Source organism: Haloarcula sp. K1 (assembly GCF_001647155.1).
In the GTDB taxonomy this organism is placed as follows: Archaea; Halobacteriota; Halobacteria; order Halobacteriales; family Haloarculaceae; genus Haloarcula; species Haloarcula hispanica.
Map to the genome: position 1 here is coordinate 111486 of NZ_LRHL01000043.1, position 24311 is coordinate 135796.

Genomic DNA, 24311 nt, shown 5'->3' on the forward strand with positions numbered 1-24311 from the left:
TGTTCACAGGGGCCTGTTTCCCGAGCCGCTGCCGACAGCTCGGAACCGGATAGAAGCGGACAGTCAAGACTCCGTCGCGGTGAGGTTGAGGTAACGACCCAGTTTATCCGGGTTGGCATAATACAGACCGGTATGTCTGTCAACCCCTCTCCGGACCAGTTCCACGAGCTGATGGTCGACGACGAACCGAACCTCTCGGACGTGATGGCCTGTGTTTTCGGCGTTCAGGAACACGAAGTACGGACGTATCAGACATTGCTCGAAACACCTGCAAGCACTGTCGAAGAACTCGCTGACGAACTCGGTCGGGATCGCTCGAACGTCAACCGGTCGCTATCGACGCTTCGCGAGAAGGGGCTCGCGACGCGGAAACGGCGGTTGCTCGACGGCGGCGGCCATGTGTACCAGTACACCGCGACACCGCTGTCGGAGGCCCGCGAACTGATGCACGAGACCCTCGACGAGTGGACTGTCGCGGTTCATCACCGTATCGACGAGTTCGACGCCAGGCCCAGCGAGTGATAGCTGCCGCGCCGTGAACGCTGGCAGTATAGCCGACAACCGTCCGACTTTTGCCCACTGGGAGCATGGTCCCGACAATGGCTGACCTGCAACTCACCGACGACGTGCCGCCGGTTGCCGATGACGGCGTCTGGCTGGCCTGCATCGAGTGTGGTGAGACGTTCGCTCCCTTCGACGAGATTCGCTACACCTGCGACGACTGTGACGGCCTGCTTGAAGTCCGCTACGACGACCTGCCGACCTTCGACGAGTTCGATGGCTCGGGGGTCTGGCGGTACAACGCTGCCCTGCCCTTCGAAGAGGGTGTCACGCTCCCCGAGGGTGACACGCCGCTGCACGAGATGCCGCGCCTGAAAGACGACATCGGCGTGGACGCGCTCCGCGTGAAACACGAGGGGATGAACCCCACTGGCTCGTTCAAGGACCGCGGCATGACCGTCGGTGTCCGGGTCGCCCAAGAGGTCGGCGTCGACCGACTGGCCTGTGCCTCGACGGGCAACACCTCCGCTGCGCTTGCGGCCTATGGTGCCCGCGGCGGCATGGAAACGCTCGTGCTCCTGCCCGCCGGGAAGGTCGCAGCCGGCAAAATCGCACAGGCGAGCCTCCATCGCGCGCGCATCCTCGAAGTCGACGGCAACTTCGACCAGTGTCTCGACATCGTGCAGGACCTCGCACAGCGCGGTGAGGCGTACCTGCTGAACTCCCTGAACCCCTTCCGCCTGGAAGGCCAGAAGACCATCGGGCTGGAGATCATGGAGGAGTTCTACGCCGACCACGGCGAGTACCCGGACCGCATCGTCCTGCCGGTCGGCAACGCCGGCAACACCGCGGCGCTGTACAAGTGCTTCCGCGAACTCGTCAAGGCCGGCGCAATCACCGAGGAGCAGGTGCCCAAACTCACCGGCGTGCAGGCAGAGGGAGCCGCTCCGATGGTCGAGGCCATCGAGAACGGGTACGAGGACACCCGCCGCTGGGAGGACGTCGAGACCCGCGCGACCGCCATCCGCATCGGCAATCCGGTCAACGCGCCGAAGGCGCTGCCGGGCATCCGGGAGACCGGCGGCACCGCCGTCGCCGTCTCCGACGAGGAGATCACCGAAGCGCAGCGCGACATCGCCGGGGAAGGCGTCGGCGTCGAACCGGCTTCCGCGGCCTCCGTCGCTGGCCTCCGGAAACTCCGGCGCGAGGGCGAGGTCGATAGCGACGAGTCGGTCGTCTGCCTGACCACGGGCCACCTGCTCAAAGACCCCGAGGCGGCCGCTGAGGCCGGGAACGAGCCGGAGCCGGTCGAAAACAGCACCGAAGCCGTGCTGGACCTCATCGAAGAACCGTCGTCGGTCGCCCAGACGGTTCGGCGACAGGCGTCGAAGGCCGCCGACGCGCCGCTGGTCCCGGCGCTGGTCGCCGGCGGCCTCGGCGTCGCGTACCTCTACCGAAAGTTCCTCTCGAAGAAGTAACGTCGGCGAACGGGCCGCCAACGGCGAGGCCCTGCCCGACTTTCTGGTCGAAAACTGACTGCGCTGGCTCTTTACTCAGTATTTTCCGTCTTCTACCCAGTAGAAATATCTATCTTCCCCGGGAACAGCCAACCAATGGACGCACAGACGCGAAGTGCAGTACGACTGAGCGCTGCCGTCGAACCGTCGATTGCGTTGCGGATGCCACCAGCGCGGGTGAGACTGTGACGGGCGTCTACGAGCGGGCGCTGGGCGAGGCCGCGGCCGACCTCCACCCGAAGGTCCGCGACCGGTACAGCCTCGCCCCGGACGACGGGACGGTCTGTGTCGGTCGCGGCGAGATGGATATTACCCGCGGGACGCTGGTCCTCCCGGCGCTGTACGCGATGACGACCCAGAACATGCTGTTTCCCGAAGCCGGCGAGGACGTGCCGTTCTCGGTGACGACGGTGGCCTACACGACGGACGGCGGTCACGAGGCGATGACGACCCGCCGCGCCTTCGACTTCGGCGACACCACCCGCCTGTTCGACTCGCTGACCGTCTGGGACGCCGAGGCCGAGCGACTGCTCGACTTTCTGGGGACACACGGCCGGATCGCCAGCGAACTCCACCCGCGGGTCGAGGACGGGGCGCTCGTGGTCGCCGGCGGCCGACAGTGGGCCCGCCTGGGCAACCACTACGTTCCCCTGCCGGGACCGCTTGCCGCCGACGTGGAGGTCCGGGACCGCTACGACGAGACCGACGAACGCTACCACGTCACCGCGACTGTCGAGAACGACCTCGTGGGCCACATGCTCGGCTACCGCGGGACGTTCACGCAGGACCAGACTGCCAGCGACGGGACGCCCGACGAGCTACGCATCGTCCGCGGGCTCGACCGGCTCCCGCCGCGATGAGCGACCGCGCCGGCGGGTCCCGGCAGCCAGCACTCGGCAGTGTCGCCAAGCCGTCTATCCGGGGCATCGCCGTGGCGGACCTGAGCGCGGTGCTTGGTGCGGTGGTCTGGCTGGCGATGACGGTCACAGGCGAACTGGCCGCTATCGAACGGGCGCTCGCCCTCGCGCCGCTTGTGCTGGTCCCGCTCGCCCTCCGCACGGCGGTGACCGGAGCGTTCGAGGCACCTGTCAGTCGGCTCACGACCACAGCCATCTGGCTCCAGCCGGTCGGTGCACTCCTGTTTGCGGTATCGCTGGTCGTTCCGTCACCAGCACTGCTGGCCGCCGCGCTCGCAACGCCGTGGCTTGCGGTCACCGGCCTCCTCGGACTCGCCGCGCTCGCACGGATCCGGGTTCGAAGCGGCCTGACGCTCCCGGAGACGGCTATCGACGCCGGCTTCGCCTACGTCTCAGTTGGTGCAATCGCGCTCCTGCTGGCCCATCTCGACCTGACGTTCTGGTTCGACCGCGTCATCATTCGGCTGACGGCGGTCCATTTCCACTACGCCGGGTTCGTCCTCCCGGTCGCGGCGGGACTGACCGGCCGACACCTCGGTGACCGCTCGCGGGGATTCCGCACCGTTGCGGGTGTCATCCTCGTCGGCCCGGCACTCATCGCGGTCGGCATCGCCTTCTCGCCGCTGGTGGAGGTCGTCGCAGTGAGTCTCTTCACCGTCGCCGTGGCGGCCTTCGGCGTCGTGGTCCTGCGTCGCGTCGTCCCCACCTGTCACCAACTGCAGGGGCTCTTGCTCGGCATTTCGGCCGTGGCGCTCCCGATCTCGATGGCGCTTGCGCTCGGCTACGGGGTGTCGACGTTCACCGGCCGCTCGCTGGGTCTGACGATTTCGACGATGGTCGCGCTCCACGGCTCGCTCAATGCCTTCGGGTTCGGGCTGTGTGCGACGCTCGGGTGGCGGCTCTCGGTCCAGTGACGCCGGTCAGTGCTCCGCTCGCTCCGGCTCTAACCGGTAGCGCGTCGTCTCCTGTCCGTCGAACCGGGGGCCGTTTCCGGTCGAGGTGAACCCAACCGCCTCGACGGCGGCCCGGACTTCTGATTCGTCTTCCGGCAGCAGTAGCTCCACGGACATGTGTTCCCGGCGCGCGAACTCGATAGGGTCGGTCAGGAGTACTTCGCAGGCGTCGCTCGACCCGGCCAGTTGCGTTACGTGGACGGTCCCACGCTCGGCGTCGAAGCTCACGAACCCCACGATGTCGTCGTCCTCTTCGGCCACGCGGACGGTGCGGTCGTGAACGAGGTTCTGCATCACGTCCGGCGGCCCGTCAGCGAGGGTGGCCAGTCGCTCGGCGTCGTCCTCGATAGCGTCGCGGATATCCATGCATATGTGTGGGAACCCCACGCAAATAAACGGTGTGTCGGACGCTTCGGGTCGCGTTCGCTTCCGTAGCAGTAGGTCGTCACGCGACGGACTCTGTCGGGTCCTGCCGACAGTGCGGTGTGGAAACAGATGGACACAGTTATCCCGAGCGACGGATAACGCGAGGGCAATGACTCACGTACACATGGACACGGTGGTAGCATGCGCGTAGTCGCCAAGTTCGGTGGGACGAGCCTCGGCAGCGGCGACCGCATCAACCGGGCCGCTGACTCGATTGCTGCGGCCGTCCAGCAGGGCCACGAGGTCGCGGTCGTCGCCTCGGCGATGGGCAACACGACCGACGAACTGCTCGACGAGATCAACTACGACGCCGACTCCGCGGACCGCGCCGAAATCGTCTCGATGGGCGAACGGACCTCCGTTCGGATGCTCAAGGGCGCACTCGCCGCCCGCGGTATCGAGGCCGTCTTCCTCGAACCCGGCAGCGAGGACTGGCCGATCATCACCGACGAGTACGGCGAGGTCGACGTCGAGGAGACACAGAAGCGTGCCCACGCGCTGGCCGGCCAGCTCAAGGACGTCGTCCCGGTCATCACCGGCTTCCTCGCCGAAGATTATCAGGGCAACGTGACGACGCTCGGCCGCGGCGGCTCCGACACCAGCGCCGTGATGATGGGCGACTACATGGACGCCGACGAAGTCGTCATCGTCACCGACGTCGAGGGTGTCATGACCGGGGACCCGCGTGTCGTCGAAGGCGCACGGAACGTCGGCAAAATATCCGTCGACGAACTCCGTTCGCTGTCGTTCCGCGGGGCCGAGGTGGTCGCGCCGTCGGCGCTATCATACAAGAGCGACGACCTCGGCGTTCGCGTCGTCCACTATCAGCACGGCGACCTGCTCTCCGGTGGCACGTCCATCGAGGGCGAGTTCCAGAACCTCATCGACCTGCAGGAACAGCCAATCGCCTGCGTGACCGTCGCCGGCCGCGCTATCCGGAACAGCCCGGGCATCCTCGCGGACCTGTCGGGCGCTATCGCTGACGAGGAGATCAACATCGAGGCCAACTCCTCAGGGATGGACTCGCTGACGTTCTACGTCGACGAAGACGACGCCGAGGAAGCCGAAGCACTGCTGCACGCCCGTATCGTCGACGACGAGACGCTCTCGTCGGTCACCGTCGAGGACGATATCGCCGTCATCCGTGTCACCGGCGGCGATCCGAGCCAGTCGGCGCTCGCCCATCAGGTCGTCGAACCGCTGGCCGACGCGCACATCCATCTCTACGACGTGATTACGTCCGCAACATCGGTCTCCGTGTTCGTTCCGTGGGAGGACCGTGAACAGGCCCTCTCGCTCGTACAGGACGTGTTCTGACCGCTGAATTCTTTTTAATCGGTTGAGGAGGCCTGCTCGAACCGGCTCGCGGGCAGCAACAGTTCGCTCACTTCGGGGAGGTGTTTCAGGTTGTAGACGATCTTCGCGTCGTCAGACACCGGTGCGGCGATACACGACAGGCGAATCCCCTTTTCGGTGAGGTCCGGCGGGAGAATGTGGCTCGCCGGCGACGGCATCTCGCCTTCGACGACTGCCACCGCGCAGTTCGTGCACGCGCCGCCACGGCAGGCAAACGGCCACGCGAAGCCGTTCTTTTCGGCCGCTTCAAGCAGCGTGTCGTTCGGGTCGACGTAGAACCGCCCGAAATCAGTCGACTGCAGGTTCGCGTCGGCGGCTTTCGCGAACAGGTCCTCGTCTTCCAGTGCCCAGCCGTGGTCTTCGAGCACCTCGAAATTGAGAAATTCTACCATCGGGTCGTCCGGTTCCGGCGGGGCCTCCTCGGCCTCGGATTCGGACTCTGACGCCTCGTCGGGCAGGGGGTCTCCGGGCTCGTACCCGTTCTGCAGTCGCTCGTAGGCTGTCTTGACTGCCTGGAACTCGGCCGCCGACCCGCCCTGATCCGGGTGTGCCTCTTTTACCCGCTCGCGGTACGCGTCGACGATCTCCCCGTCGTCGGCGTCCGGCGTGATTCCGAGGACCTCGAATGGAGACGCCACGCAACACAGTAGCGGTCACGGACATAAATCCCCTCCTCCCGCTGCAGTATCTGCAGGCTACCGACGACAGCCGACGTGCTGTTCCCGGGCTACCGGCCCTGTGTCAACCGGAAACCGATTTGCCGCGGCAGGTCAGCGTCGGTAACCGCGTCGATGACCTCGCTCGTGTCGTAGGCCACGCGGTGCTCCTCGACAGTCAGGTCCGCGAGGTCGAGCACGGCGTAGGCTGCCCGGTGGTCCTTGTCGCGGGGCTGGCCCACGCTGCCGGGGTTCATCACGATGCCGTCCTCGTACACCTCGTGGTGCTGATGGTGTGTGTGCCCCATCACGAGTACGTCCTCGTCGCCCAGCAGGTCCGGGCCGAATTCCTCGGGGAACGTATAGTGGTCCGGGTCGTCCGGGTGGCCGTGGACGAGTTTTACCCGGCCGTCACACACGCGGCGCTCGTCGGGCAGCGCCGCCAGCCACTCGATCTGCTCGTCGGATAACTGCTCCGTGGCGTGTTCGACGCCGGCCTGGGCCATCCCGTTGAACGCGAACGGCGTCTCGGCGGCGACCGCCCTGTCGTGGTTGCCCATCACCGTCGGGACTTCTTCGGTCGGCCAGGGAACGTCCGCTGGGAGCCCATCGGTGTGCCCCCGCATCGCGTCGACACAGTCGGCGTGCCAGGGGTTGTAGCCGACCACGTCGCCCGCACAGACCAGCCCGTCAACCGGCGGCATATCCGCAAGCACCGCCGCTAGCGCCACCCGATTGCCGTGGATATCAGAGAGGATGCCGAGTTCCATTGCTAGTGTCTACCCCCTGTGGGGTCTTGAGTGTCGGTCCTGGCTCAGTATCTGTGTCCGCTGCGTGGCCATCTGCTCACTCCCCGTTGTACACTGCCACGTCGAACTCGCCAGCCGACCCCGCGACGCCGGCCGAACAGACGGCGTGCTCGTACTCGTGGTCGTACACCTCGCGGGCCACCTCGCTGGCGTCGGTCGCGGCCAGGTCGAACGCCGTCGGACTGTCCTCCTCGTAGGTCGCCACCAGCGTCGGCTCGGTGACTTCCTCGACCAGCAGCGCGTCCCGGCGGACGGTCCCGATGACCGCCCCCGGCCCGTCGGCGTTGGTCGTCGGGTCCGCCCCGTCGACGCCGACGATGCCGGCGACCCGCGGCGTGTCGTAGTCGTCCTTCTCGAAGTCGAGCGAGAGGAGCGGCTCCGCGATAGCGTCCCGTGCCGGATAGCCGAGTTCGAGCTTTTCGGCGATTGGGTCGACGTGAGAACCGTTCCCGATGACCGCGCCGCGCTCGGTGACGCGGACGCCGTTGTAGGAGATGTAGGGGTTGTCCGTCTCCGGCGCGTCTGGCGTCGGCTCGACGGTCACTGTCCCGTCGCGCTGGACTGCCTGGCGGTTGGGGAACGAGCGCGAGGAGACACGGTACGCACCGACCTCGGGACTGACGACGACAAATCGTCCAACGTACATACGCGAGTGTGCACAGCACCCCGAAAAAGCGCTGTCGATGTCTTGCCGTCTAGCGTAGGCGTTACGCTGTTGTCTTCCCGATAGTATTGTGCGGGCTGCTGACACGCTTCATGTCCGACCGAATCGCGCAACGCTTACAAAGGGGCACCCGATACTGTAGAGTGCGCACAGTCCATTGGGGTAGAGGCCAATCCTGAAGCCTTCTGGGGGCTTCGACCCTGGTTCGAATCCAGGATGGACTATTTCTGTGGCGAACAACTCGTGAGCGACAGCGTCGTTGTTACTGGACTATTCTCTGGTGCCGACGGAACCAGCAACGCCTCGCTTGCCCCTGGCTACTTGTAGCTCCCTTCCAGAGAGAACATATGACACCGACACACGTCCTCGTCCCGCTGGACGGGTCACCGCTGGCTGACGAGGCGCTGACGTACGCGCTGGAGACGTTTGACTGTCGGATTACAGTCCTGAACGTCGTTGCGCCGCTCGACACGGGAATGAGCGAAGGTGGGATGCTCGAACCGGGCGCGGATCGCCGGGCGGCGGCTGACGAACGGGCCACGAATCTCGTCGACCGGGCGGCACAGCAGGCCAGCGAGGTCGGCCAGCAGATCGAAACGGCTGTCGAGACAGGTGATCCGGCAGAAACGATTCTGGACTACGTCGAGGCGGTCGACGTGGATCAGGTGGTAATGGGTGGCCACGGTGGAACGCGAAACGAGATCGCCCGGCGGTTGCTCGGAACGGTCGCGACGGCGGTCGTCAGCGAAGCGCCAGTGACAGTGACGGTCGTCCGATAGTCACCGACGCCGACGACTCGGAGACAGCACGCGGCGACTCACGCTTGGCTGCCGAGGACGGCTTCCAGCCCCTGATACACGCCGAAGCCGATCACGACGCTGGTGGCGAGCGTGATGAGCCAGAACCCGACAGTCACGCCTATCTTCCGGCGCGAGACCCCGGCGGAGCCGCCGGCGAGGCCGCCGCCGATGACTCCGGAGATGATGATGTTGTTGAACGAGATGGGGATGCCAAGCGCGATGGCGGCCTGTGCGATGATGAAGCCGGGGACCAGCGCCGCAATGGAGCGGCGGACGCCGAGTTGTGCGTACTCGCGGGAGGTCGCCTGTAGCAGGCGGGGGGCACCCATCCACGCGCCGCCGAGGATACCCACGGAACCGAGCGCCAGCAACACGATCCCGGGGAGGCCGAGTTCGGTACCGTAGAGGTTTTCGAGTGGCCCGGTCGCGAGGCCGACCTGACTGCCGCCACTGGAGAAGGCGACGACGCTGCCGAGAACGACCAGAAACGTCTTGATACCCTTGTCGACGGAGGCCTGTGTCTGCAGGCGGATGTAGTAGAAGCTCCCGGCGGCGACGAGCAGCGTCGCGGCGACGGCGGCGATATCCGTCCCGGTGACCATCGCGGCGAAGCCGGCCAGCGAGCCCTGGTCGGTGCCGGCAGGCGACGGGATGATGCTCAACTGGACGTTGGCGACGATACCGCCGACAACGCCGGCGAGCAACGGGACGCCGACCGTTTCGGGGATGTCGTCCCGACGTAACACAGTCGCGGTGAGATAGGCCAGGCTTCCCGAGACGGGCGGGACGAGCAGCCAGAAGGTGGCGATGCGGCGGTAGGTGTCGAAGACGGGGTCGCCGCCGAGCGAGAGGCCGACGCCGACCATCGCGCCCGTCGTCGCGAACGCCGCCGGAACGGGGTAGCCCGAGTAGATACCGAACGCCATGAACCCAGTCGCGGTCAGCAGGCCGGCGACTGCCGCCAGCGAGGTGATTGCGACGCCGTCGATGAGACCGGCCCCGACTGTTTCCGAGATGCTCCCACCCTGTGTCAGCGCTCCCAGCGCGGCGAGGATGCCGATCAGGAAGGCGGCGCGCATCGTCGAGATGGCGTTTGCACCGATGGCTGGGGCGAACGGCGGTGAGTTGCTGTTCGCACCGAGTGTCCAGGCCGTTACAAGGCCGGTGACTGTCGCGAGGACGACCAGCGCCCAGAAGACGACGGTAGTCACCGCGTGCTGAACTCCGCTTGAGCCTGCCAGTTGTTGCTGTGTGAACGCGACCAGACTGTCATTGCCAGCCGTTCACACCCAGTACATAAAATGTCCGCGGCGTCGACAGCGAACAGTAACCGGCCCGCCTTGCCATGGTTTGTCGCCGATGTGGCTAATGTGCGACACCGAAGTCTTTAACGCCTATCGACACCGCTGGTGGGACATGTCACAGCGAAGACGCACGTTCATCAGTAGTGTTGGTACCGCAACTGCAATCGGGTTAGCCGGCTGCCTTGGCGGCGGCGACGGTGGCGACGGCGGCGACGGCGGAGACGGCGGAGACGGCGGCGACAGTGGTCCGGCCGCTCGTATCGGAATGGTGTACGCGACGGGCGGACTCGGCGACGGGTCGTTCAACGACCAGGCCCAGACCGGTGCTATTCGGGCAGCAGACGAGCTAAACATCGAATACGACGAGTCGCAGCCGGAAGCGGTACAGGACTTCGGCAGCCTCCAGCAGCAGTACGCACAGTCCTCGAACCCGGACTACGACCTCGTCTGCTGTATCGGCTTCCTGCAGGCGGACGCCCTTACAGAAACCGCCGAACAATACCCGGACCAGAACTTCATGATCGTCGACTCCGTCGTCGAGGCGGACAACGTCGGCTCGTACGTGTTCGGTGAGCATCAGGGCTCGTTCCTCATCGGACTGATGGCTGCGAAGCTGACCAGTCAGGACTTCTCGGCTGGAGCCGGATCCACGCAGGGTGACTCCGCGAGCGTCGGTTTCGTCGGCGGTGTCGAGGGTGACCTCATCGGTCGCTTCGAGGCCGGCTACAAAGCCGGCGTCAAGCACGCGGAGGAGGACGTCGAGGTCCAGTCGGCCTACGTCGGCGATTTCAACGACCCTTCCGGCGGACAGGAGGCGGCCCTCTCGATGTACGAATCCGGTGCTGACATCGTCTACCACGCGGCCGGCAACACCGGGACCGGCGTGTTCCGTGCGGCCCAGGAGGCGGGGCGCTTCGCAGTCGGCGTCGACCGCGACCAGTCGGTCACGAAAGCGGACTTCAGCGACGTCATCCTCGCGAGTATGGTCAAACGCGTCGACAACGCGGTGTACACGTCGGTCGAATCCGTCGTCAACGACAACTTCGAGGGCGGTGCCGTGAACACGCTCGGTCTCGAACAGAACGGTGTCGAAGCGGTGTACGGCCAGCAGCTCGGCTCGGAGATCCCACAGGGCGTCAAAGACGAGGTGTCCGAGGTCCGCCAGAGTATCATCGACGGCGACATCAGCGTTCCGACTGACCCCGACAACGCCTGAGACGGATCGTTAAAGCGATTTGCCGATCTGTTCCGCCTCCGCGGTCGGAATTATCCGAAAATAATATACAACAATCCGTCCGAGTCACCGCGGCCACACACGCGGTTGCCGCATATTTTTGCCAGACATGTGGAACCGTGAAGTTAAAACAACGGGAAGGTAACGGCTCAGAGTATGGAACAGGCCGTCCACCTCGATGGTATTACAAAGCGGTTTCCGGGGGTAGTCGCGAATGACGACGTCGATCTGGCGGTTGAGAAGGGGACGGTTCACGCACTGCTCGGCGAGAACGGTGCGGGAAAAACCACCCTGATGAACGTCCTCTACGGGCTCTACCAGCCCACCGAGGGGACGGTCAACGTGCACGGCGAGACACAGCAGTTCGACTCGCCACGCGACGCCATCGACGAGGGTGTCGGTATGATCCACCAGCACTTCATGCTGGTCGATCCGATGACCGTCACCGAAAACATCACGCTTGGGAACGAGCCCCGCAAGTGGCTTGGACTCACGGTTGACAGCGAACAGTCCCGAGAACAGGTCCGTGAACTGTCCGAGCGGTACGGGTTCGACGTGGACCCCGACGCCCGAATCGAAGATGTCGGTGTCGGCGTCCAGCAGCGCGTCGAGATCCTCAAAGCGCTCTATCGCGGCGCGGATGTCTTGATTCTGGACGAACCGACGGCAGTACTCACGCCACAGGAAGTCGAAGATCTCTTTCGCGTGCTCGAAGAGCTGACCGACCAGGGCAAGACGATTATTTTCATCACGCACAAGCTCGGCGAGGCGATGGAGGCTGCCGACGAAATCACTGTGTTGCGCGAGGGGAAAAACGTCGGGACGGTGCCGGCCGACGACATCACTCGGGAGGAACTGGCCGAGATGATGGTCGGCCGAGAGGTGCTGCTGGATCTCGACCGGGAGCCCGCCGAGCCGGGCCGGTCTATTCTTGCGGTTTCGGACCTCGTCGTGGAGGACGACCGGGGTGTCCGCGCAGTCGACGGGATTTCGCTCGAGGTCCGGGCCGGCGAGGTACTCGGTATCGCCGGCGTCGACGGGAACGGCCAGTCGGAACTGGTTGAGGCAATTACCGGGCTCCAAATGCCTGACGAGGGGACGATTACCTACGACGGCGTCGACCGGACCACCGACAGCCGCCGGGAGCGCATCGAGGCCGGGCTGGCCTACATCCCGGAAGACCGACAGGAGCGGGGACTGGTGATGGACTTCGACCTCGTCGAGAACGGCCTGCTAGGGAGCCAGCACGCGGCCGACTACACCTCGAAGGGGCGCATCGACTGGAACCACACGCGCGACCACGCGGAGGAGATAATCGAAGAGTACGACGTTCGGCCGCCGGATGCCAACGCCCACGCCAAGTCCCTCTCCGGCGGGAACCAGCAGAAGTTCGTCGTCGGCCGGGAGTTCGCCCGGGACCCGCGTCTCGTCGTCGCCTCCCACCCCACCCGCGGCGTGGACGTAGGGTCGATGGAGTTCATCCACGATCAGATCAACGCGCTCCGCGAAGCGGGCCGGGCCGTGTTGCTCATCTCCTCGAACCTCGACGAGGTCCAGTCGCTCTCGGACCGTCTCGCCGTCGTCTACGAGGGCGAGATCGTCGACATCGTCGACCCCGAGCGCGTGACCGAGGAACAGCTCGGACTGCTGATGGCCGGGCAGCAACCTGACGCCGTCCCGACCATTGCGGCGAACGGGGAGGGTCACCAATGAGCGACGACGGCCCGTCGCGGAACGGCGACGACCCGCCGGCACCGGCCTCGGACGACCGGTGGTCACAGTACCGGCAGCGACTCATCAGGCTGGGCCAGACCTCCGTCGGCGAGCGGATTCTCATCGCCGTCTCGGCGCTGTTGCTCTCTCTCGTCGTCGGGACGGTCATCGTCACCGCTGCGGGACTGATGGCGACGTGTCGGTCGCCGGTACTTTCCTTTGGTTCCACGACGCTGTGCTACGACCCGTTCTACGTGTTCAACCGCCTGTTCCTCGGCGCACTGGGCGACCCCTTCACGGGCGGCTGGTCGCCGCTGAACGCGCAGTTCGCGGCGACGCTTCGGGAGACGACGATTCTGGTGTTCACCGGACTCTCGGTCGCCTTAGCCTTCCGTGCGGGCATCTTCAACATCGGGACGCAGGGCCAGCTCATCATCGGCGCGCTGGCGGCCGCACTGACGGTGTTGTGGGCCGGCTCGCTGGTCTCCGGAACAATCGCCCTCGTTCTGTTCATCCCGCTCGGGCTGCTCGCCGGCGCAATCGGTGGCGGCCTCTACGGTGCGATACCCGGCGCGTTGAAAGCTTACGCCGACGCGAACGAGGTAATTACCACTATCATGCTCAACTTCGTCGCTGTCCGGGTCTCGCTGTATCTCGTCCGGAACCACTTCGCCGACCCGACGAGCCAGGCGACACAGACCCGAACACTGCCCGTCGAGGGACAGTTCCCCTCGATCCTGTTCGACCCGCGGACGGACTTCTCCTTGCTCGCGCTCCTGATTGCGCTCCTGTTCGTCGGCGGCGTCTACTACCTGCTCGAACACACGGCCTTCGGCTACGACCTGCGGACCGCCGGCATCCAGCCCGCGGCCGCGGAGTACGGCGGTGTCGACTCCGCCCGGACCATCCTGACGTCGCTGACGCTGTCCGGTGCACTCGGTGGTATCGGCGGGGCCGTGTTCGTGATGATGACGCTCGGGAAGTTCCAGACTGGCATCCCGAGCTACGGCTTCGACGGGATCACCGTCTCCATCCTCGCCGGCAACAACCCCATCGGGGCCGTCTTCGCCGCGCTCCTGTTCGGCGTCCTCAAGTCCGGTTCGAACGTGGTGGCGTTCGCGACTAACGTGCCGCCACAGCTGGTCGGTGTCCTGCGCGGGCTCATCATCCTGTTCGTCGCGATGCCGGAGTTCTTCCGTATCATCGGTCGGCGGCTCGCAAGGGGACAGCGCGACAGACAGGCCACCGCGACCGCGGGAGGTGGTGCCGATGACTAACGACAGCGCCATGGAGCGACTCTCGTCGATGTCAGGCCGGCTGTTCATCGCCGCCGCGGCGTTCCTCCTACTGGCCGTCCTCGCCGGATTCGGCCTCCTTGCGCCGGCGTCGACGCCCGGTCAGATATTCTGGGTACTGGCCTCGAAATCGACGCTGTCCTCGACGCTACGGCTCTCGGTCCCGATCGTGCTGGCCGCGCTTGGCGGCATCTTCGCCGAGAAGAGCGGCATCATCAACATCGGGCTCGAAGGCCTGCTCATCATCTCGGCCTTCGCAGCTATCTTCGGGGCCGACGCCACCGGCTCGCTGTGGCTCGGGTTCCTCATCGGCATCGTCGCGTCGACGCTGCTCGCTGCCGTGTTCGCCGTCGTCTGTATCGAGTTCCGCGCCGACCAGATCATCGCCGGCCTGGCCGTCTGGCTCATCGCGCTCGGCCTCGCGCCGTTCGCCTCGCAGGTGTTCTACGGCGGGCCGAACACCAGCAACGTCGGCACCTTCGATACGATAACAGTCCCGGCGCTGGCCGACATCCCGTTCTTCGGCGCGCTGTTCGACGCCTCGCCCGCGGTGTACATCATGTTCCTCGCCGTGGCGGCGTCGTGGTACGTGCTGAACCGCACCACCTTCGGCCGCTGGGTCCGGGCCGCCGGCGAGAACCCGAAGGCGCTGGACACCGCCGGCGTCGACGTGTCCCGCGTCCGCTACGCAGCCGTCCTCCTCTCCGGCGTCCTCTCGGGGATGGGCGGGGCCGCGCTGGCCATCAACATCGGCCAGTTCACCGGCAACGGCCCGACGATGGTCAACGGCAAGGGGTTCATCGCCATCGTCGCCTATCTGTTCGGCAACTACAACCCGGTCGGCGCGCTGCTGTCGACGACGCTGTTTGCCGGCCTCGACGCCGTCCAGTTGCGCCTCCAGACAGCCGATGTCATCGCCGTCCCCGATTCACTGGTCCAGGCCATTCCGTTCGTCGCCGTCATCGTCGTCCTCGCCTTGGTGGGCAAAACCCGCCTGCCAGAAGCCGCTGGCGAGCACTACGAGTCCGGCGAGGAATGAGCTAGACACAACCTTCTCTGGACTTGTTTCTGCCCGCAGCAGTTGATCAAATGCGAACAGCCAGAAAGCCCCCGCACTATCGACTCCCGCGGCTTGCTGCGCCCTTCACTCACTGCGTTCGCGCCAGTGCTTGCTGCGCCGGGGTTCGCCGATGGTGCGGCCCCTTTCAGTCCCGCCCAGCGTGGATTGGCCAACCGGCTATGGGTGGGGATGAAAGGGGCGAGGCGCTGGGCGTTCGAGATCGTCCGAAAATCTTCGATTTTCGGGATGATGAGAGAGCTCTGCTCTCTCGGACCACGACACAAGCACCGCAACGAAGTGAGGAGCGAGGGACCTGCGGTCCCTCGGAACGTGCGAACGGCGTTCCGCGCCGTGAGCAGAGAGCGCAGCGAGCCGCAGGAGCCCAGCGCCTCGGGACTTTCTGGTAGCCACTGGAAGAGAATAGTCCAATCCTAGCCGAACACTCATGTGCGCGGCAGGCACAGGACGAGGTAGCAAATGTCGCGCCGATATGACCACGCCCGGGTTCAAGAATACTGGCAGCAGGCCTGGGAGCGAGACGGAGTGTTTGAATGCCCCACTGACGCCGAGAACCCGACGTACGTGTTGGGAATGTTCCCCTATACCTCTGGCTCGTTGCATATGGGGCACATCCGGAACTACGCCATCACGGACGCGTCTGCTCGGTACCGGCGGATGGCCGGCGACGACGTGCTTCACCCGATGGGGTGGGACGCGTTCGGCCTGCCGGCGGAGAACGCGGCCTACGAGCGGGACACGGACCCCGAGTCCTGGACTCGGACGTGTATCGACCAGATGAAAGCCGACCTCCGGGAGATGGGCTTTGGCTACGACTGGTCCCGGGAAGTCACCACCTGTGACCCCGAGTACTACCAGTGGAACCAGTGGCTGTTCACCCAGTTCTACGACGAGGGACTGGTCGACTACGGCGCGGCGACGGTGAACTGGTGTCCGGACTGTGAGACAGTGCTTGCTGACGCGCAGGTCGAAACGCCGCCGGAAGCTGATGAAGGCGAAACGACTGCCGGCACTGGCCACAGCCACACCCACGGCGGCGTCTGCTGGCGCTGCGGGACCGGCGTCGAGCAACGCGACCTCGACCAGTGGTTCTTCGCCATCACCGACTACGCCGAGGAGCTGTATCGCGGGTTGGATGACCTGGAGGGATGGCCCGACGGCGTTCGGGACAGCCAGCGCAACTGGATCGGTCGACAAGAAGGTGCTCGCGTCGCCTTTTCGGTCGACCACGACGACCACGACACTGTCGAGGCGTTCACGACGCGACTCGACACGGCGTACGGCGCGACGTATCTGGCGCTGTCGCCGGGCCACGACCTCGCGCGAGCGCTGGCCGAGACGGACGACGCCGTCGCCGACTACGTGGAATCAGTGGCGAGCACGGATGACGCCGGGATGAGCGGCGTCGAGACGGACCTCACCGCGACCCACCCCTACACCGGCGAGGAACTGCCGGTGTACGTCGCGGCGTACGTGCTGGATGACGTGGGAACAGGCGCGGTCATGGGCGTGCCGGCCCACAACGAACAGGACCACGCCTTCGCCGACGAACACGACCTGCCCGTCGAGCAGGCTGTCGAACCGGTCGACGGCAGCGGGACGGACCTGCCGCACGCGCCCTACACCGGCGACGGGATGCTCACGGACAGCGGCGAGTACGACGGGCTCGCCAGCTCCGCCGCCCGCGAGCGCCTGCGCGAGCACGGGGCCGCCGAGTCCGCGGTGACCTACCGCCTGCGGGACTGGCTCATCTCCCGGCAGCGCTACTGGGGGACGCCGATTCCCATCGTTCACTGCGACGACTGCGGCCACGTCCCGGTTCCGGAAGACGACCTGCCGGTGGAACTGCCCGACTACGTCCAGACGACCGGCAATCCCCTCGATGCGGCTGAGGAGTGGAAGCAGACGACGTGTCCCGACTGCGGGGCCGACGCGGTGCGAGAGACGGACACGATGGACACGTTCGTCGACTCCTCGTGGTACTTCCTGCGATACTTGTCGCCGCATTTCGAAGATGCCCCCTTCGACCAGGAAACCGCCGACGAGTGGCTCCCGATCGACGTGTACGTCGGCGGCGAGGAACACGCGGTGCTCCACCTCCTCTATATACGCTTTTTCACTCGTGCCCTGTCGGATATCGGCCTGCTGGACCGTGAAGAGCCCGTCGAGCGGCTCATCAATCAGGGAACGGTGCTCCACAGCGGCGAGAAGATGTCCAAGTCGAAGGGCAACGACATCGCGCCCCACGAGTACGGGGCCGAGACGACGCGGCTGTTCGTCCTCTCGGCGGCCCACCCCTCCCAGGACTTCGAGTGGACCGTCAAGGACGTCTCGACGGCCTACGACTTCCAGCAGACGCTGTACCGACTTGTCACGGAGTACACTGACAGAACCGAGACACGGACCGAAAGCACCGACCACGACGCGTACCTGGAGCGGGAAATCGACCGGACTATCGCGGCCGTCACCGAAGAGTACGACCGCTTCCGGTTCCACCGCGTCATCGGCGAGCTACAGCGGTTCGCCCGGCTGCTGGGGCGCTACGCGGGCTACGACCGGCCCTACCAGTTCGCCTACGGTCGCGGCCTGCGGGTGCTCGCCGGCCTCGTCGCGCCTATCGCCCCCTTCCTCGCCGAGGAGATGTGGCAGCTGCTCGACGAGGACGGCCTCGTCGCCGAGAGCCGGTGGCCGGAACCGCTCCGGGACGTGGAGGACTATCGCATCGAGCGCCAGGTCGTCCGGCGAACGCTCGACGACGTGCGCGAGATCACGGAGGTTGTCGACATCGACGAACCGAACGAGATCGAACTCGTCGTCGCCGCCGACTGGAAGTACCGGGCCTACGAGATCGCCCGCGAGTCGGACCCCGACGACGCCATCGTCGGCGAAATCATGGCCGACGAAGACATCAAACAGCACGGTGACGCGGCCGCCGAGTTCGCCGACCGCCTGGCCGACCGCGGCGCGGGACTGGAACCGATCATCGACGGCGAACGCGAACTCAACACGCTCCAGCAGGCCGCGTGGCTGTTCGAAGACGAGTTCGGCTGTGACGTCGTCGTCCGGCGGGCCGCACCCGACGACGACCTCGCGGCCAAGGCGCGACCGAACAAGCCCGCGATCCACATCTCCTGACTACTCGGTCGCGGCCGTCGTTTCCGCCTGGGCGGCCTCGTGGGCGCCGGTCACTGCGTCGACCAACTTCTCCCGCTGTTCGTGGCGTATCAGGTGCGAGCGGCAGTCACAGTCCGAGCAGCCGAAGGCGTCGACGCGGTCGAACCCTTTTGCCGCCGGCCCGTCGACCCGTTTGGCGACGGCGCACTCGACGTCGGCCTCGGTCGTGACGACCCGGTCGACGGTCGTCGCCGCGTCGCCGAGCAGATAGTCGATGTGCCAGTGCCGGGTGTCGTTGTCGCCTTCGGCGACGGCGCGGTGGCGGTCGATGCGGCCGAAGCCGCCGCTGCCCAGCGCACTCCCGGTGTAGGCGTACCAGCCCGCCGGGAACTCGATTTCGCCCAGCGCGCCGACTGCAATCGGCCCGCTGGCGTCCCGTTCGAGAACCAGCGTGTAGGTCCCGCCAGGCATGCGCGCTCAGGTCCCGATGTCGGGGTCGGCGGCGAGTTCGCCAAACCCGTCGATGCGGAACGCCCGGGAGTCGGTGCAGTCCTCGTTTTCCGCGGCGAGTTCGCCGATGACCCAGTTGAACCGGCGGCCAAAGTCGTCGTATGGCGCGTCCGCGAGCAGGTCGGTGACGCGGTCGCTCGTCAGCTCCTCGTCGTACTCCTCGGCGAAGTCGGCGATGTTGTCGGCGGCTGTCTGTGCGATCTCGTCGTCGGTCTCGTCGGCGAACGCCGCGGCGAGCGTCTCGCTCAGGTCGGACATACGCGAACGAACGCGACGATGCCACCTATGCGTTCTGAAACAGAGGGCTGTCCGAGCGTTTCTTGTGTTGAGAGCGACAATATCGGCACAATGAAGCCGTTGCGACAAAGCCCAACCGTGGTCACGCTGGCGGTCATCGGTGCTGTGTTCCTCGCACAGCAGGCCGTCGGCGTGGTGACCGCCCCGCGGAGCCTGTTCGCCCTCTCGCCCCCGTTGTTCAGTCGTCCCTGGACGCTCGTTACAAGCGTGTACGCACATGCTGGCCTGTCACATCTCCTCGCAAACGCCGTCGGATTGGCTCTCGCCGGCGTCGTCCTCGAACGCCGGACGTCGCCGCTCCGGTTCCACGCCTTCTTCGTCTCGACCGGCGCACTCGCCGGCGTCTCACAGGTTTCGATTACCAGTCTCGTCGGCCCGCTGGTCCCCGGGATGGTCAGCCACGTCTCCGTGCTCGGGGCCAGCGGCGCGGTGTTTGCCCTCTTCGGCTACCTGCTCGCTGCCAACCGCCTGACCGACACTGTCATCGGGGGCTTCGAACTCGCGCCGCGCGTCCAGTTGGCGCTGGCCGGCATTGTTGCCGCCGCGATCACCCTCGCGACCGCAAACCCTGGCGTCGCGCTCATCGCACACTTCACCGGCCTTTTGCTAGGGTTCCTTGCCGGGCGCGTCCACCTGCTGCGGCCGACGGACTCGTCACAGACGCCCGAGGCCGCCAACTACTGAGCAGCACGTCGTTCCGAGACAGTTTCGCCACGCCCGTTCTGATAGGACGCTGCTGATACAACTGGCCCCACACTTCGTAGGTGCCTGGTAACAATATGTACTGAGTGCGTAGCGCAGTGTATGTGGGACAGTGACATAGAAACGGCCGACCCACCGCTGGGGAGGTGTCCGGTCTGTGACGTGAGGATTCCCGCAGCGAATCTCGTCATCGCGTACGACACGGCCGGCGACTGGCCGCGGATGCTCGCGACGTGTCCGGATTGTGAGGGCGCGGTGAATCCGGTGTGATTCCTGCTGGAACAGACATGACAGAAACCGTGGACGTGAATATACATAGACACGCCGAAGCGGCCGCCTATATGTGTAACAACCACCGATTAGGTGCGGTATACTGTTGTTTCGACCAATGATACCAAGGCCAGACAGGGTGAGTGACAGTGGGGTCATCGAGCAGCGATAGCCCCCCGCTGCCCCAACGGAGCGACACCGATAGATTACGACCGACGGACGCCGGCCGATACCTCGACACGCTCGTGTTTGCGGTCCACGGAGTCTGGACCGTGACGCTCGTCGGTGTCCGACCGTTCGCGTTCTGGGGAGCCGTACTACTGCCGCTGTTGTATCTCCCGTCGCTCTACGGCGTCGGCACCGGACAGGATACGGCGCTGTTCCTCGAACTTGTTGCCTGGCACGTCGCTTCTATCGTTCTCGGACACGGGCATACGCCCTTCTGGAGTCGATAACTCGATACGCCTGGGTTCACCAGGATCATTTGATATTCCGTCACACTTCCACACTCCACTCGAAACAATGGGGGTATGGTGACGGTTCACGACCGGTTTGTCAACCAACGAAAACCTGCTCGTCAAGCCGCTCGGTGGCTGTCTCGGCCAGCATCTTGAGGTTCACTGTATCCTCCCGGTTGTACGACACCAGCGTTTCGAGTGCACCGTCTCGGCCCTGTTCGTGTTCCCGCCAGAGCCGCACCGCGTCCCGGCCAGAGATGTCCGGTCGGTCCCGTTCGATGCCGATGTCCTGCTCGACCTGCTTGAGGCCGCCGGAGAGCCCGATTTTCTTGCAGGTGTACATCAGGTCCAGATGTGGGCGGTCGAGATTGACATCGAAGTTCGCTTCGAGGAAGGGCACGTCGAATCGCTTGCCGTTGAACGTCACCAGCAGGTCCGCGCCGTCGAAGGCGGCCCGGAGGTTCTCGGCGGTCAGGTCGTCACCGGCGATGAGCGTCTGCGTCTCCCCGTCCTGATGGAGGCTCACCGTCGTCACCTGATTGCGGTCCTGATCGAGTCCGGTCGTCTCGATGTCGAAGAAACAGGCCCGCTCGCGGAAGGTCTCGTACAGTCGCCAGCGCTCGCTGCTGGGAAACGCGTGGTCGAAGTAGGACACGTCGGTTTCGGCCACGCGGTCCCGCCCCTCGTCAATGAACTGTTGGATTCGGTCGCCGCGCTGGCCGCCGACGACGGACGGTTCGAACTCGTCCCAGTGAGTCACGCCCTGCTCCCAGATGGACCGCTCGGTCTTCTCCCCGACACCGTCGGTTCCGATGAAACTGTTCTCGACGCGCACGCTCTCGGGTACAGGTTGGGCTGTATGTAAGCCCGTCGGTGCGCGTGACAGGCCACCGGAGCGTCATGTCCCTCCCCGCCTAATGTCCACACATCGGAAGGATGCTGTTGTACACTGATTGACTTTCCACGGAGACGACGACTGTGCTATCGCAGCTATCACACACTGACTGGGGCCGGCCGAACGTCCGCTCACAGAACGGACAGACGAACCGTACCGGGTCCGGGGTTTCGGATAGGGGCATGGCTTCGCAAGGAGTCCCGTATATGAGTAGCCAGCCGCTATGTGTATGCTACGCCCCTGATTCTGTTGCTACCTGTATAGCTGCCCTTCGTTGTGGGCGCTGCTGACGAGCGAAAGCACGAAGCCGAGCGACGCCACAGAGTAGCCCATGACGACGTTTCTACTCGCCACCAACTCGGTCCACGTCACTGCGGCCGCCGCTGACTACCTCCAGAAGCGCCTCGACCCGGCAGCTGATGACGACGTCATCGTGGTCGCCGTCCGCGACCCCGATGCACCGTCGCGCGACGCGGGCGACGCAGTCAATGTCGCCCGGTCGCGGCTTGCATCGTTCATGCCCGCAACAGAAACAAAGGACGGAGAGCCAGTAACGGAGATACTGGCGGCTATTGACGAGCACGACCCGGACGAACTCCTCATCGGTCCCCATCGCGGAACCGACGACAGCGAGGGCGTCGGGTCGACGGCCCAGGAAATCCTGGCTCGGGTCGACCGCCCAGTCATCGTCCTCCCGCTTCCCTAGCGAGAGAACAGGCCATCGTCCTCGAAGGTCAGACCGAGGTCGACATCGAGCAGGTCCTCGGCCATCGCGGCGACGGTCGGTGCGACATCGGAGTTGGGGTCCGTCGCAAGTGGTCTGGGCGCGCCCGCGCCGATGTGCGGAACCGTGTGTGCGGCGTCCTCGACGGGTTCGCTGTCATCGCCGTGGACACGCGTCGCGACGACGGCTGTGGCCGGCGCACCGATGTCTCGAAGCCGGCCCTGCTGTCTCGGAAGGAGGTCGCCGCCGCGCCGGCTGGCCGGCACCACGAGCGCCCGCCGCTGTGCGGTCGTGGCAGCGGCGACGGCCTGATTCGACGCAATCGGCGGCACGTCGAGCAGGACGTGGTCGAACCGGCCGGCCACCTCTTCGATAGCCCGTTCGAGCGTCTGTGCGCTCTCGGCTGACTTCGCTCGCGCGAGGCGCTCGAACGGCGCGTGGGCCGGACAGAGCGCAACCCGCCCGTCGGCGTCGATATCCCACTCGAACAGCGCGCTGTCGACCGGCACGTCGCCGACGGCTACCGCAGTCACGTCGGCGTCGAGTCGCCCGTCGACGTACGTTGCCAGTCCCTGCGTGCCGAAGGCCGCGTCGACGACGGCGACGGACCGCCCACCCCGGGCCAGCGTCGCCGCCGTCTCGACTGTCAGCCTGGTCGTTCCAGCCCCACCGGTACACCCTACGAACGCGAGCGTCGGAACCCCCATGCGTCGCTGTTGGACTATCTTTCGATAAAAAGATACGGAATTTTACGCCTGTTCGGCCACGATATCGTCCTCGATGGCGTCCAGTTCGTCATCAGAGAGGTCGGGGCGGTCGTTGACCAGCGCGTGGATCGGCCGGCCGCCGTCGTCCTCGAACCGCGGGATGATGTGGCCGTGGACGTGCGGGACTTCCTGGCCGGCGACCTCCCCGTTGTTGAACGCGACCGTGCTGGCGGGGGCGTCGACCGCTGCTTCGACGGCGGGGACGAGTTCGTGCAGGGTCGACAGCACCTCCGCGGCCACGTCGGCGGGCGTGTCGTTCAGCCGTTCGTGGTGGGCCTTCGGGATGACGAGCGTGTGCCCCGGCGAGAGGGGATTTGCATCGAGGAACGCGAACACGGTGTCGTCCTCGTAGACGGTTCGGCTCGGGATGTCACCGGCGACAATCTGGCAGAAGATGCAGTCCTCGCTCATGGTCGTCCCTGTGTCCGGCGGTCACAAGAAGGTTCTAGGTGTCATCGACACTGGTGACCGTGTCGGCGATGGCCGCCGTGTACTCGTCGTAACTGTAGCCCAGCCGCGAGAGCCAGACCTCCTGATACGAGGGGTGGAGCAGCGGGACCACGGGAACGCTCAGCGCCTCGCTCTGCAGCGGGTCGAGCACGCTGTCGAGAAACCCGTCGAGGCTGTCGTCGTCCAGCGCCAGCACGGTCTTCGTCGCGTGCTTGCCGGTGGTCAGCACCGCCGCTGGCTCGATTGCTTCGACTTCCTCGACGAGGTAGGGGCGGCAGTTCGCCAACTCCGCGTCGGTCGGGTCGCGGTTCTCCGGCGGATGGCACTTCACGGCGTTGGTGTAGTAGCAGTCGTCGTGGCCGAACCCGGCGTCGGCGAGCACCTGCCGGATTTTCCGGCCGGAGCGCCGCGAGGTGTAGGCCATCCCGGTCAGGTTGCCGCCCCGCCACTGCTCGGCTTCCGGGTCGCCGTCAGCCGGTGCTTCGCCGATGACCACGAGGTCGGCCGACGGCGGGCCGTTGCCCCACGAGATACAGGTCCGGCTCTCGGCGAGTTCCGGGCAGCGTCGGCAGTCCTCTGTGAGGGCGTTTTGCTGCTCGTCGGTCGGGAACGCTGGCACATGCGCTGGCACGGCCGTCGGCGGCAAAGCCGTGGCGGTCGCCACCACAAGACGTTTATCGCCGGTGGCCGCTCCAGCATCTGTATGCCCTCCTACGAGTACCGCACTATCGAGGTTGACAGTGATGTCATGATCGCCGGACTCGGCGGCGAGGTCACGCCGCCGGTCGAACAACTGAACGAACTCGGAGCCGAGGGGTGGCATGTCGCCGCTCCGCTCACAGACAAGACCGGCGAGACGGTCAGCTTGCTCCTCCAGCGTGAGCGCGAGCCCTGAACAGCA

At 65.6% G+C, this 24311-nt stretch carries 27 protein-coding genes; 16 read left to right on the forward strand and 11 right to left on the reverse strand.

From position 1 onward, the window contains the following. The first annotated feature begins 132 nt into the window (after positions 1–132). The 4 genes from AV929_RS14025 (at position 133) to AV929_RS14040 (ending at position 3849) form a co-directional block, all read left to right on the forward strand. On the forward strand, positions 133–522 hold the full coding sequence (locus AV929_RS14025) for a helix-turn-helix domain-containing protein (RefSeq protein ID WP_004959860.1): 390 nt from the start codon (positions 133–135) through the stop codon (positions 520–522). 65 nt (positions 523–587) lie between these two features. Then, positions 588–1979 (forward strand): threonine synthase, encoded by a 1392-nt coding sequence (gene thrC, locus AV929_RS14030; protein ID WP_064288554.1) that lies wholly within the window; start codon positions 588–590, stop codon positions 1977–1979. A 224-nt stretch (positions 1980–2203) separates the two neighbouring features. Continuing rightward, positions 2204–2878, forward strand: a complete 675-nt coding sequence (locus AV929_RS14035; protein ID WP_064288555.1) for a DUF4166 domain-containing protein — start codon at positions 2204–2206, stop codon at positions 2876–2878. Then, positions 2875–3849: a YndJ family protein gene (locus tag AV929_RS14040; RefSeq protein WP_064288556.1), complete on the forward strand. Its 975-nt coding sequence runs from the start codon at positions 2875–2877 to the stop codon at positions 3847–3849. Before AV929_RS14035 ends, AV929_RS14040 begins: the two co-directional genes overlap by 4 nt. Positions 3850–3855: 6 nt before the next feature. Here AV929_RS14040 and AV929_RS14045 read toward each other — a convergent pair whose 3' ends face one another. Continuing rightward, on the reverse strand, positions 3856–4254 hold the full coding sequence (locus AV929_RS14045) for a hypothetical protein (protein WP_064288557.1): 399 nt from the start codon (positions 4252–4254) through the stop codon (positions 3856–3858). 201 nt (positions 4255–4455) lie between these two features. On the opposite strand from AV929_RS14045, the gene AV929_RS14050 reads away from it, so the two are divergent. Then, a complete protein-coding gene (locus tag AV929_RS14050; protein WP_014041676.1) occupies positions 4456–5631 on the forward strand; it encodes an aspartate kinase in 1176 nt (391 codons plus the stop codon). A 14-nt stretch (positions 5632–5645) separates the two neighbouring features. Here the strand turns inward: AV929_RS14050 and fer are convergent, their stop codons facing one another. The 3 genes from fer to AV929_RS14065 all read right to left on the reverse strand — a co-directional run bounded on the left by fer (position 5646) and on the right by AV929_RS14065 (position 7781). Then, positions 5646–6308, reverse strand: coding sequence for a ferredoxin Fer (gene fer, locus AV929_RS14055; RefSeq protein WP_064288558.1), 663 nt, complete (start codon positions 6306–6308; stop codon positions 5646–5648). An 89-nt stretch (positions 6309–6397) separates the two neighbouring features. Continuing rightward, positions 6398–7096 carry a metallophosphoesterase gene (locus AV929_RS14060; protein WP_014041674.1) on the reverse strand — a complete coding sequence of 233 codons (699 nt, stop codon included), beginning with the start codon at positions 7094–7096 and terminating at the stop codon, positions 6398–6400. A 76-nt stretch (positions 7097–7172) separates the two neighbouring features. Beyond that, entirely contained in the window at positions 7173–7781 is a 609-nt protein-coding gene (locus AV929_RS14065) for an IMP cyclohydrolase (protein ID WP_064288559.1), read from the reverse strand. A 365-nt stretch (positions 7782–8146) separates the two neighbouring features. Between AV929_RS14065 and AV929_RS14075 the strand changes: the two genes are divergently transcribed. Beyond that, entirely contained in the window at positions 8147–8578 is a 432-nt protein-coding gene (locus tag AV929_RS14075; protein WP_064288560.1) for a universal stress protein, read from the forward strand. 38 nt (positions 8579–8616) lie between these two features. Here the strand turns inward: AV929_RS14075 and AV929_RS14080 are convergent, their stop codons facing one another. Further along, entirely contained in the window at positions 8617–9810 is a 1194-nt protein-coding gene (locus AV929_RS14080) for an inorganic phosphate transporter (protein WP_064288561.1), read from the reverse strand. 157 nt (positions 9811–9967) lie between these two features. Between AV929_RS14080 and AV929_RS14085 the strand changes: the two genes are divergently transcribed. From AV929_RS14085 to leuS, 5 genes are all read left to right on the forward strand, one after another. Continuing rightward, positions 9968–11119: a BMP family protein gene (locus tag AV929_RS14085; protein ID WP_064288562.1), complete on the forward strand. Its 1152-nt coding sequence runs from the start codon at positions 9968–9970 to the stop codon at positions 11117–11119. 174 nt (positions 11120–11293) lie between these two features. Further along, a complete protein-coding gene (locus AV929_RS14090) occupies positions 11294–12850 on the forward strand; it encodes an ABC transporter ATP-binding protein (protein ID WP_014041669.1) in 1557 nt (518 codons plus the stop codon). Beyond that, a complete protein-coding gene (locus tag AV929_RS14095) occupies positions 12847–14127 on the forward strand; it encodes an ABC transporter permease (RefSeq protein ID WP_014041668.1) in 1281 nt (426 codons plus the stop codon). The genes AV929_RS14090 and AV929_RS14095 overlap by 4 nt, the downstream gene beginning before the upstream one ends. Positions 14128–14137: 10 nt before the next feature. Beyond that, positions 14138–15184: an ABC transporter permease gene (locus AV929_RS14100; RefSeq protein WP_050038257.1), complete on the forward strand. Its 1047-nt coding sequence runs from the start codon at positions 14138–14140 to the stop codon at positions 15182–15184. A 498-nt stretch (positions 15185–15682) separates the two neighbouring features. Beyond that, on the forward strand, positions 15683–18358 hold the full coding sequence (gene leuS, locus AV929_RS14105; protein ID WP_064288563.1) for a leucine--tRNA ligase: 2676 nt from the start codon (positions 15683–15685) through the stop codon (positions 18356–18358). Here the strand turns inward: leuS and AV929_RS14110 are convergent, their stop codons facing one another. Together AV929_RS14110 and AV929_RS14115 are read right to left on the reverse strand one after the other, a co-directional pair. Next, positions 18359–18808: a DUF123 domain-containing protein gene (locus AV929_RS14110; protein ID WP_064288564.1), complete on the reverse strand. Its 450-nt coding sequence runs from the start codon at positions 18806–18808 to the stop codon at positions 18359–18361. Between the two features lie 6 nt (positions 18809–18814). Continuing rightward, positions 18815–19105 (reverse strand): hypothetical protein, encoded by a 291-nt coding sequence (locus AV929_RS14115; RefSeq protein ID WP_064288565.1) that lies wholly within the window; start codon positions 19103–19105, stop codon positions 18815–18817. 90 nt (positions 19106–19195) lie between these two features. Here AV929_RS14115 and AV929_RS14120 point away from each other — a divergent pair, with 90 nt between their 5' ends. The 3 genes from AV929_RS14120 to AV929_RS14125 all read left to right on the forward strand — a co-directional run bounded on the left by AV929_RS14120 (position 19196) and on the right by AV929_RS14125 (position 20571). Next, positions 19196–19828 (forward strand): rhomboid family intramembrane serine protease, encoded by a 633-nt coding sequence (locus AV929_RS14120; RefSeq protein WP_050007537.1) that lies wholly within the window; start codon positions 19196–19198, stop codon positions 19826–19828. Positions 19829–19948: 120 nt separating this feature from the next. Further along, positions 19949–20116 (forward strand): hypothetical protein, encoded by a 168-nt coding sequence (locus tag AV929_RS22420; protein ID WP_014041663.1) that lies wholly within the window; start codon positions 19949–19951, stop codon positions 20114–20116. Positions 20117–20265: 149 nt separating this feature from the next. Then, positions 20266–20571 (forward strand): hypothetical protein, encoded by a 306-nt coding sequence (locus AV929_RS14125; RefSeq protein WP_023843468.1) that lies wholly within the window; start codon positions 20266–20268, stop codon positions 20569–20571. A 100-nt stretch (positions 20572–20671) separates the two neighbouring features. On the opposite strand, the gene AV929_RS14130 is transcribed toward AV929_RS14125, so the two are convergent. Next, positions 20672–21409, reverse strand: a complete 738-nt coding sequence (locus AV929_RS14130; protein WP_064288566.1) for a ribonuclease H-like domain-containing protein — start codon at positions 21407–21409, stop codon at positions 20672–20674. A 391-nt stretch (positions 21410–21800) separates the two neighbouring features. Between AV929_RS14130 and AV929_RS14135 the strand changes: the two genes are divergently transcribed. After that, positions 21801–22175: a universal stress protein gene (locus AV929_RS14135; RefSeq protein WP_050037256.1), complete on the forward strand. Its 375-nt coding sequence runs from the start codon at positions 21801–21803 to the stop codon at positions 22173–22175. On the opposite strand, the gene AV929_RS14140 is transcribed toward AV929_RS14135, so the two are convergent. The 3 genes from AV929_RS14140 to AV929_RS14150 are packed head-to-tail and all read right to left on the reverse strand — an operon-like array spanning position 22172 to position 24029. Then, complete coding sequence (locus AV929_RS14140) at positions 22172–22900, reverse strand: ParA family protein (RefSeq protein ID WP_064288567.1); 729 nt, start codon at positions 22898–22900, stop codon at positions 22172–22174. The two genes, AV929_RS14135 and AV929_RS14140, sit on opposite strands and share 4 nt — an antisense overlap. A 42-nt stretch (positions 22901–22942) precedes the next feature. Next, the gene (locus AV929_RS14145) at positions 22943–23371 is read right to left on the reverse strand and encodes an HIT family protein (protein WP_064288568.1); all 429 of its coding nucleotides are present in this window, start codon (positions 23369–23371) and stop codon (positions 22943–22945) included. Between the two features lie 34 nt (positions 23372–23405). Next, complete coding sequence (locus AV929_RS14150) at positions 23406–24029, reverse strand: uracil-DNA glycosylase family protein (RefSeq protein WP_044952092.1); 624 nt, start codon at positions 24027–24029, stop codon at positions 23406–23408. Between the two features lie 84 nt (positions 24030–24113). Between AV929_RS14150 and AV929_RS14155 the strand changes: the two genes are divergently transcribed. Continuing rightward, positions 24114–24305, forward strand: a complete 192-nt coding sequence (locus tag AV929_RS14155) for a hypothetical protein (RefSeq protein WP_023843467.1) — start codon at positions 24114–24116, stop codon at positions 24303–24305. Positions 24306–24311: the final 6 nt, after the last annotated feature.